9 protein-coding genes, 2 tRNA genes and 1 other RNA gene are annotated in these 8,830 nt (G+C 42.0%); 5 read left to right on the forward strand and 7 right to left on the reverse strand.

Annotation, left to right across the window (positions count from 1 at the left end; all coding sequences use genetic code 11):
• Positions 1–71 precede the first annotated feature (71 nt).
• Positions 72–1,115 carry a hypothetical protein gene (locus NZ896_05545; protein ID MCS7116919.1) on the reverse strand — a complete coding sequence of 348 codons (1,044 nt, stop codon included), beginning with the start codon at positions 1,113–1,115 and terminating at the stop codon, positions 72–74.
• Positions 1,108–1,572 carry a hypothetical protein gene (locus NZ896_05550; GenBank protein ID MCS7116920.1) on the reverse strand — a complete coding sequence of 155 codons (465 nt, stop codon included), beginning with the start codon at positions 1,570–1,572 and terminating at the stop codon, positions 1,108–1,110. The genes NZ896_05545 and NZ896_05550 overlap by 8 nt, the downstream gene beginning before the upstream one ends.
• A 187-nt stretch (positions 1,573–1,759) precedes the next feature.
• Between NZ896_05550 and NZ896_05555 the strand changes: the two genes are divergently transcribed.
• The 5 genes from NZ896_05555 (at position 1,760) to NZ896_05575 (ending at position 4,831) form a co-directional block, all read left to right on the forward strand.
• Positions 1,760–2,149, forward strand: a complete 390-nt coding sequence (locus NZ896_05555; protein MCS7116921.1) for a multiprotein bridging factor aMBF1 — start codon at positions 1,760–1,762, stop codon at positions 2,147–2,149.
• 19 nt (positions 2,150–2,168) lie between these two features.
• Complete coding sequence (gene hflX, locus NZ896_05560) at positions 2,169–3,431, forward strand: GTPase HflX (protein ID MCS7116922.1); 1,263 nt, start codon at positions 2,169–2,171, stop codon at positions 3,429–3,431.
• Positions 3,428–3,955: a tRNA (cytidine(56)-2'-O)-methyltransferase gene (locus NZ896_05565; protein ID MCS7116923.1), complete on the forward strand. Its 528-nt coding sequence runs from the start codon at positions 3,428–3,430 to the stop codon at positions 3,953–3,955. Before hflX ends, NZ896_05565 begins: the two co-directional genes overlap by 4 nt.
• Complete coding sequence (locus NZ896_05570) at positions 3,955–4,467, forward strand: transcription factor (GenBank protein ID MCS7116924.1); 513 nt, start codon at positions 3,955–3,957, stop codon at positions 4,465–4,467. Before NZ896_05565 ends, NZ896_05570 begins: the two co-directional genes overlap by 1 nt.
• A 270-nt stretch (positions 4,468–4,737) precedes the next feature.
• Positions 4,738–4,831, forward strand: a tRNA-Met gene (locus NZ896_05575).
• Between the two features lie 90 nt (positions 4,832–4,921).
• Here NZ896_05575 and NZ896_05580 read toward each other — a convergent pair.
• The 5 genes from NZ896_05580 to NZ896_05600 form a co-directional block, all read right to left on the reverse strand.
• Positions 4,922–5,024 (reverse strand) — tRNA-Ser (locus tag NZ896_05580).
• Between the two features lie 650 nt (positions 5,025–5,674).
• Complete coding sequence (locus tag NZ896_05585) at positions 5,675–6,262, reverse strand: hypothetical protein (GenBank protein ID MCS7116925.1); 588 nt, start codon at positions 6,260–6,262, stop codon at positions 5,675–5,677.
• 168 nt (positions 6,263–6,430) lie between these two features.
• Positions 6,431–6,740: signal recognition particle sRNA (ffs, locus tag NZ896_05590), an RNA gene on the reverse strand.
• A gap of 29 nt (positions 6,741–6,769) precedes the next feature.
• A complete protein-coding gene (locus NZ896_05595; protein MCS7116926.1) occupies positions 6,770–7,696 on the reverse strand; it encodes a TIGR00269 family protein in 927 nt (308 codons plus the stop codon).
• Positions 7,697–7,724: 28 nt separating this feature from the next.
• On the reverse strand, positions 7,725–8,830 hold a 1,106-nt coding region (locus NZ896_05600; GenBank protein ID MCS7116927.1), incomplete at its 5' end, for a site-2 protease family protein.

An 8,830-nucleotide genomic window follows, 5' to 3' on the forward strand; every position in this document is an offset into this window, starting at 1 on the left:
ACCACAATTTACACAGATTGTTGAATACCATATAAACCTTTCTGCATTTTGAATTATTTCCTTTAAGAGCACTATACCTTTAATCCCTCCAAACAATTATGGGGGCTGGCGAATAAATTTACCACTCTAACGATCCTTCCTTTTTCTATCAATCGATCGACGAATCTCATTCTTGACCAAAGTAAACGAGGGTTATCTAAGCTACCGACTGGTAATCGCTCATAAATGAGTGCTAAACTGACGATCTTATCTGAAATATTCTCTAATAACTGCCTCTTCACTTTGACAAACTTATCTACATAGGTAATTTGTGGCTTGCTCAACTCTTCTTCTATCCTCGGGATTACGATTATAAGTTCAGGGTCTATAATCTTCTCTTGTGGTATCGAGAAAGGACTGAAGTCCAGTTGAACCTTCGTACCCCAAGGGTCCTTGAATTCAGCAAACTTTACACCAATTTTCTTAGTTAACTCGGGAAAATCGTATAGCATATGCCCGACCCTTACGTTATTCCTCATACATCCACGGTAAAAGACCAATTTATCATCCTCAAAACCCGTATGAATTATCTCTGTACCGAAGGATAAGTACCTACCGCTATCCAAAGCAGCCAGTAGTACCGCAGATTTACCGCTACCTCTCTCACCCAACACAAGGTAAACCTTCTGCGTATCTTTATCGATTAAGCCACATGCGTGAAAGTTGTAAATACCTCTCCTCTCCAGTACGGTTAAAAAATATCTGAAGAGGACACCTTGGTTCCCAAACAGGGAGTACCTTCGATCGAAAGCCTCACTTTCGAGCTTAGACCAATCACCAATGGCGATTACTGCATCTTCACTTATGTGTAAGTATGGAGTGGCGCCTCTATGATTGAAGATGTAAAAGTAACCATCCATTGATGGTGGAGGTTTATACTCTACCTTCTCAACCTTAAAATTGGCTTCTTGGCAACCGATGTTCCAACCTTTCCCCTCCAGAACCGCTGGATGTGGTACTCCACCAAAGTATTCTGGAGAAGTTATAAGCGTTCTATCGTTAGATAAGAGACCTACTGTAGCTTTACATACTTGAAGGCCTATACCAGTAAAGCCATTTTGAAATTCTTTAATCATATTCCTTAACACCCTCTCTAACCTTCACAGCAACACCATCCTTAAATCTTTTGATCATCCTCGCTGAAAGGATAGCTTTACCTACAGCCACCACCTTTCCTTCATTATTTAAAACTACCACCTCACTACCGGGTCTAATCCTTCTTCCACACTTTACCACATGCTTACAGAAGACAGAACGGCCTCTTGAGACGTAATCGACAGCATCATCTTTAATTACAATACAATTCTCTATGAATTTATCACTTTTACTCAACAATTCTGCACCAAAGATCGTTAATGCTAAACCACCATCGGGCCTTACAGTCGCTACAAGCTTACCATTCAGAAGGATATTTCTTAATCTCTTCGTCCTCGGTGAGAATACGAATTCTAACTTGTCCAATGGAAGGCTCTTGCTAACACCTTTACCAAAAAGGTAATCTACGACCATCGCTACCTTAACCCTATAATCCAAAGCGCACCATAGTAGTATAATTAAAAAAGGTTTTTATCCTAATTTATTCCATTAATAGGTGTCTATGGTGATCGAAGGCTGTCGATGAAGGTTAAGATGTTAAGGATGGATGTGAAAAAGGGCTCGATACATAGATCGATGAAAATACCTCACATATCTACAAAGATTACAGATCGGAAGATCGATGATGTCCGCAAGATGTGAAATTTGTGGAAGAGCGATACATGGGCAGACTGTAAATATTGAAGTAGATGGTGCAGTATTCATAGTGTGTAATATGTGCTCGAAATTGGGATCTCCAGTGAAGGTGGTGAAGAAAGCACAGCCCTCGATACAAACCCCTTCCACGGTCAAACATGAGTTTAAATTGGAATTAAGGAAAGATTACTTCAAAGTGATTAAACAGGCACGTGAGAGGATCGGTCTGACACAGGAGCAGTTAAGTCGTAAGATCAATGAAAAACTCTCTGTGATAAAGCTCTTAGAGAGTGGTAAACTTAAGCCTGATGATATACTGGCGAGGAAGATCGAGCATACCCTCAAAGTAGAGCTCTTAGTACCTGTTGAAGGTGAATAATTTCATTAAGGGATAAAATTTGCAGAAGAGAAGAAGTATATTGATCACCTATCCAGATCAGTACATCATCGAAGAAGCTTTGGGATTGGCAGATGCAGCGGGATATGAAGTAGTCGAAGTCATTAAGCAAAGATACCTTAAGAGGGCGAAGTTCGGGATAGGCCCTGGAAAGGCTGAAGAATTGAAAAGGTTGGTGAAGGATCTGAATGTGGATGCCATCTTATTCGATGAAAGGTTAAGATCGGTTCAGATCTATAATCTAACGAAACTTACAGGTGTAGAAGTGATAGATAGAGAGAAACTAATTCTAGAGATATTTAATAGGAGGGCTACCACCGCTGAAGCGAAGATTCAAGTAAAGATGGCCGAACTCAGGTATGAGATGCCTCGGGCGAAGGAGAAGGTCCGATTGGCGAAGATGGGTGAACAACCCGGTTTCTTTGGGTTGGGTAAGTATGAGGTAGATGTGTACTATTATACGATTAAGAAGAGGATTTCGATGCTCAAAGAAAAACTTAAAGAAATCGGTCGAATGAGGGTTTTACATAGAATTCAAAGGCAGAAGTTAAATATCCCGATCATCGCCCTCGCAGGTTATACAGGTGTTGGTAAGACTACACTCTTCAATCTACTAACGGGCGAGAAGAAAGAGGTGGATAAAGGAGCATTTACAACCCTATCCACGTACACAAGAGCGACGAATCTATTCAACTCCAAAGTCCTCATCTCAGATACCGTGGGATTCATCAGTAGGCTACCCACCTACATGATCGAATCTTTCAAATCGACGTTGGAAGAGTTGACCTATGCGAATCTTGTCCTTCTCATGTTAGATCTCAGCAAACCATCTACCAAATTGGCTAAAGAGTACGAGGATTGTATGAAGATACTTTCGGAGCTCAAGGTATCACCTTCACGTATATTACTCGTCTTTAATAAAGCAGACCTTGTCGCAAAAGAAGGCTGGGATGAAAAGTTGAGAGTGATAGGGTTTGAAGGGAACTACGTGGTAATATCTGCTAAAACGGGAATGGGCATCGATGAATTAAAAGAAAGGATATATAATTCGATCTTTAAGTCTGTTAGATTAGAGCTAACTTTAAGTCAGGAGGAAGCTTTAAATCTGGCTGAAGAGATCGATTGGTTGAAACAGAACGCTGTAGTGAAGACTTTAACTTCCGATTATAATCTCACATTGATCGTTGATGGTCCTTCATGGACGATCGATCACTTCCAATCATCTTACGAAAATTTGGTTAAGAAAAGGGTTGTAAAGACTTGAAGGTCTGTGTATTAAGATTGGGGCATAGATTGGTAAGGGATGATCGCATAACTACCCATGTCGGTTTGGTAGCAAGAGCATTCGGTGCGAACAAAATCTGGATCGTAAATGCTGAGGAAAAGGTCAAGGAGAGTATCGATAATGTGACGAGGATGTGGGGTGGCGAATTCGGTGTGGAATTGATAGATGATTGGAGGAAGGTTATTAAAGAGTGGAAGAATCGTGGAGGTCTCGTGGTTCACTTGACGATGTATGGAATCCATGTGGATGAGGTAATAAATAAGATTAGAAATTCTGGTAAAGATATTCTGGTCATCGTGGGTGCAGAGAAGGTACCGGGAGAAGTCTTTAAGATCAGTGATTTTAATGTAGCTATAGGACATCAACCTCATTCGGAGGTCGCTGCACTCGCCATCTTTCTAGACCGTCTCTTTGGAGGAGAAGAGCTTAAACGTATGTTCAACGGATATAAAATTAGAGTGATACCTTCAGAGTATGGTAAGAGGGTGGAGATGGTAGAATAATGAATATCGAATATGAAGATTCATTCGTGAAGATCGCGAGCCTTTTAGGTGGTGAGGATTATGCACGTGTAGCAAGGGCTGTTCTCAATAATGAAAATGCTACCGATGAAGAAATAGCGAGTGCCACCGGTCTTAAGATCAATATTGTGAGAAAAGCCCTATATACGCTATTCGGACACTCTTTAATAACTGGTATTAGAGTAAGGGATCAGAAGAAGAGCTGGTTCGTCTACAGATGGAGGGCACAGAGGGATCAAGTCGATAGCTTTATTCTCACACAGAAAAGAAAAATTCTAAACAGATTGAAGAGTAGACTAGAGTATGAGAATAGCCATCAATTCTACTCCTGCGGTACATCTGGATGTAGGAGTATGACCTTTGAAGAATCTATGGAACATTTCTTCAAGTGTCCAAAATGTGGCAAAACCATGGTTCCGATGGATAATTCTTATCTAAAGAAAGTTTTGGAGTGGAAGATAAAACAGATTGAAGCAGAATTGCACCAATCTTAATCTTAAAGGTGAACTTATCAAAGGTAATAAGATGATAATAGTTTGTAAATAATTCTCAACAAAGCTTCGATAAAGATAAGAAATAACCTTAGTAGATATCTTCGCTAACGGCGAAGGAAAAAATCTCAAAACCATCAATATCCTTCAAAGATCATCCAATTAAGTTTTATGAAAATTGAAAGTAATATCGATCCGATGAAAATGTTCACGGTAAAATATTTAAGTTCATCGATCACTAAATAAATATGAAAGAGTTCTTATTCTCTTCGTAGCGGGGTGGGGAAGCCAGGTCATCCCGGCGGGCTCATAACTATTCACGTAAGATACCCGCAGATCGGTAGTTCAAATCTACCCCCCGCTACCAAGATGCCTTTATAGCCCAATCGATCTTCAATCTTTGATCTTTGAGCGAGTAGATAAAAATCTCTTAATCCTTACTTAAGAGAAAAGATACTGGCGCTGGGGGCGGGATTCGAACCCGCGCGGCCTTATCGGCCACAGACTTTCGGCGCTGTATCTTAGCAGGCCTGCGCCCTACCAGGCTAGGCGACCCCAGCTTTGCTGACTTTCGCTAGTAATATCATTAAATGATGGCTGATTTATAACTCTTAACCTGTAGCCGATTGACTTAAGTTCATATCTTCTCATTTTTACTTTATCATCGGGAATGGTCAAGCTTTTGAAAGTCTATGAAAGGGCTTCAATTAAGATCAATCCTATTTAAGGCATGCTTTTCTCAATTAATAGAAGGATAAATTAGAATTTCTCATTTGTAGTTTTCCTTTTTGTACATAGGTAAAATCTTCTTGACCAAATTCCTTATTAATATATTTAGTATAGAACTAGTTGCCGCCAGGTCGGGAGAGGGGCAGATTCGCTAACACTTAGGTGGCATTGAGGAAGGCCTCAATGCCTGGTACCAGTTAGCGAACGGCCATATGAGTAGAGCGGAGGTGGATGAGAAACCTCATCCACACCTTCCGAACCATATGGCCGAGGGCAAACCTAGGCGGTAGTGAGAAGGTAAAAACCGCGTAACTACCGCCAAAGGAAAGCCACATCTGTCCCGAGAATCTGGCGGCGATCCTTTTCTCTACCTTACTACTATTCCTTTCGACCTTTTAGCCTTTAGCCCTAGCCCTTTGGCTCTTCTTTGGTGAGTCTTTACCTTTTCCTTTTCGCTTTCTTTTCCTTTACTCATGATCGTTCATAGATCCTCTATAAGGGCAAATGGCATGGTACTTAAATTTTGGATGTAACTTTCTAAATCGATCTCGTAAACCCTGTAATTATCGAGATCGAGGATGAATATAGAGTGAAGCTTTGCATTCCTCAATTGTTCGATCGTGATGGGCGGATTCTTATAGTAAAGATCACATAGGCTCTTTAACTTCTCGATCTCCTCTTGAGTTCTGTACCTCGGTGGTTTCTGAAAGGTTTTAGAGATGGGGAGTAGGTTATTTGGTGGTGTGCCTAAGCTAAATTTCGCTGCATAGGGGCAGTACCTCGCTATCTTACTCACGATTCTAGCTTTATTGTATATTAGAGGTTCCAACGCGTATTCGGGTGGTACAAAGCCGGTCTCGATCTCTACGATCAATGCATCATCACCCTTTAATCCGTATACATCACAGATAAGACTCTCCGATACCCTATGCTCCACATCGACTTCGTAGCCCATCTTGAGTAGATTGTATGCACAAAGAAGTTCGAGGGCTGAGTGGTTGATCTTTACGAGCCCCCTTCTATATAGCCTGATGAGCTTTTCTTTGATCCTCTCAAGCTCTTCACTCATCGTTTCATGATTCTTCTTTAACCTTTCCGATAATAATGTAAGATCCTTTTTGAACCTTTTTACGTCCAAATGCTTGTAGTATTGATCGAAGAAGAAAGGATTTAAATTCTTATATTAAAAAATCTTTTATCTAAAGAGAGCTCTACTTCATCGTACTTATTGAAGTGGCGGCGGCTCCGTCGGGGTTCATGCCCCAACCAAGTCCCGTTCCCAACCTCACATTGTCAACCACGGAGGCGTAGCAGCGTAGCCACCCTGCTTTACGGTTGCTCCCTCCCGGGCCTGGCCGATTCAGCAGCCGAAGGTTCACCCTTCCCTTCGGAAGGGCTACCTCTTGTGGCCACCCACTACGGCGCGGAATCATCCATGTGAGGTTGGTGGGTATCTTGATCAAGGCACTTTAGCCGACGGTTACTGGCCCCTGCATATAGCCGTTTTCAGGTCGAGGAGACGGCTAGCCTCCCAGCCCTACCCGCCGCCAAGATATACTATTATAAGCACACTTATTTACATATTCTTTCTGATCGACTCAAGTATCTGGCAGACGGAGCAGATTTGCGAAGATGATGGATACCCACACTTTATACAACGCTTTATAGAATCCTTTCTATGTAAAATTCGTGATTGGTGTGCAATACTTAAGGCCGATTTAAAGATGATATACTTAATACCCGCATGTCTACTCTCCAAATCGTTTAAGAAATTTCTAATCTCAGATCTGATCCCCTCTTCTCTATAGGGGCAGCTTACTTCTTGAAATGGGATCTTCTTAAGGTATGCATAAAGCGCTATTTCTTGTTCGTAAAGTTCGATCAAGGGCTTCACCCTCCTTATAGCGAAATTCGTGTGAGGTTCATAGGTGGGGTCGAGCCATCCCAACCTCTCTAGATCACCACTTAAAATGTTGATGATAAAGGTTTGAATGTAATCGTCGAGGTTGTGAGCGGTAGCCACCACATCCGCTTTCACCCTTTCGGCAATGATATCTAGAGCCCTCCTCCTCAATACACCACACAATGCACATGCAGAGATCTTCAAATCCTTTCTACACTTCAGGGCTTCATCCAGTGTAAAACCGTAGAGCTCTTGGTAAGATATGGTAGCATGTGGAATATTCAGATCACTACATACTCGATCCGCATACTCTAGAGCTTCATCACGGTAACCCTCGATACCTTCATCTACCGAAATAGCATAAAGTTGTGATGCATGCTTCCTACATAATTTATCGAGAATGGTGAGTAGAGTTAAACTATCCTTTCCTCCAGAAACGGCGACGGCCACTCTATCCCCATGCTTCAACATCTTGAAGCGTGAAATCGTCCTCCTTACCTTCTTTAAGATGGATGAAGTGAAGCAGGATGGACAGAGTTGCTCACCCGAATATAACCTCTTGTATATCGGTCTGCCGATGCCACACTTCGTACATTTCATACTCGCGATCATATTGGTAAGTAGCATACTAGATTACGAATAGGCCATAATTGATGATGCTGATGATCAGGTTGATCGCGACCAGAGACAGAGCAAATATATTTATAACCAATCTCAATACCTTACTCTTCTTAACCGAAAGTCTCGAATTTAAGATCGTATTGATGAAGCCATCTCCATCCAAAGGGTATATGGGAAGCATGTTGAATAGTCCCACATTGAATGAAAGGAACCAGACCCAAAAGAGGAAGAGGGCCACATGAGGGGGCCAATAGATGCCAGAGGGGAACAATCGGGGAGGGTAGAAGGTGATGCCCCCGAAACCTATCACGCCCCGAGATCTATCGATGGGTGATGGTATAGTTTCAACATTTAGAAGGATCGTCGAGCCATCCCTTAGGACCTTCAACGTAATCGATCGGTTCGGTTTTAGATTTAGATCGATGTAATCTTCCAAGCTCTTAATTCTATGCCCATCGACTCCTACGATGATATCATTCACCTTTAACCCAGACCTCTCCGCAGGGCTATCTGGTGAAACCACCCTTACCAATAGGCCAGAAGGCTCTTCATAAAACACGGGCCTGACTTCATTAGGTAGTATGGGAGCGAATGTAGGAGTTAATACGAGAAAGATCAACACTATAAATGAGAAGAGTATATTTGCGGCCGAGCCTGCTGCAAATACTCTTAATCTTGATGAGTGGCGCGCTTTCTTAAATTCTTCTTGATCGGGTTCGACGAAGGCGCCGATGAGTGTTACGACCAACAGAATACCACTCGACTTGATCCTTATCTTCTCCAACCTTGCTATAACACCATGTGCACCTTCGTGGATTATGAGAATAAATGGTAAAGAGAGGAGGAAGTAGGTCAATGCGACAGGTGTCTGAATCGTGACACCGGGTAAGAGTAGAGCGACCTGAGCGAAATCTTCCGGTTTGAGGAAGAAGTAGCTGTAGAGATTTCGTAAGAGGAACGTTAGAGCGAAGACCATCGCAACCACACTAATAAAAATACCCACATTTGCAAAGGTACTCCAAAATCTACTAAATTTGGATAATCTATCGAGGAGATTATTGAGCTGATCGGTTCTGTACATCATAAAGAACGGCTTGACCTCTAAACCCCTTT

The organism is Nitrososphaerales archaeon (assembly GCA_025058425.1).
In the GTDB taxonomy this organism is placed as follows: domain Archaea; phylum Thermoproteota; class Nitrososphaeria; order Nitrososphaerales; family JANXEG01; genus JANXEG01.

Coding starts and splice junctions, on each gene's coding strand:
- NZ896_05545 (MCS7116919.1), bottom strand. CDS start 1,115: ATGATTAAAGAATTTCAAAATGGCTTTACTGGTATAGGCCTTCAAGTA.
- NZ896_05570 (MCS7116924.1), top strand. CDS start 3,955: ATGAATATCGAATATGAAGATTCATTCGTGAAGATCGCGAGCCTTTTA.
- NZ896_05555 (MCS7116921.1), top strand. CDS start 1,760: ATGTCCGCAAGATGTGAAATTTGTGGAAGAGCGATACATGGGCAGACT.
- NZ896_05595 (MCS7116926.1), bottom strand. CDS start 7,696: ATGAAATGTACGAAGTGTGGCATCGGCAGACCGATATACAAGAGGTTA.
- NZ896_05585 (MCS7116925.1), bottom strand. CDS start 6,262: ATGAGTGAAGAGCTTGAGAGGATCAAAGAAAAGCTCATCAGGCTATAT.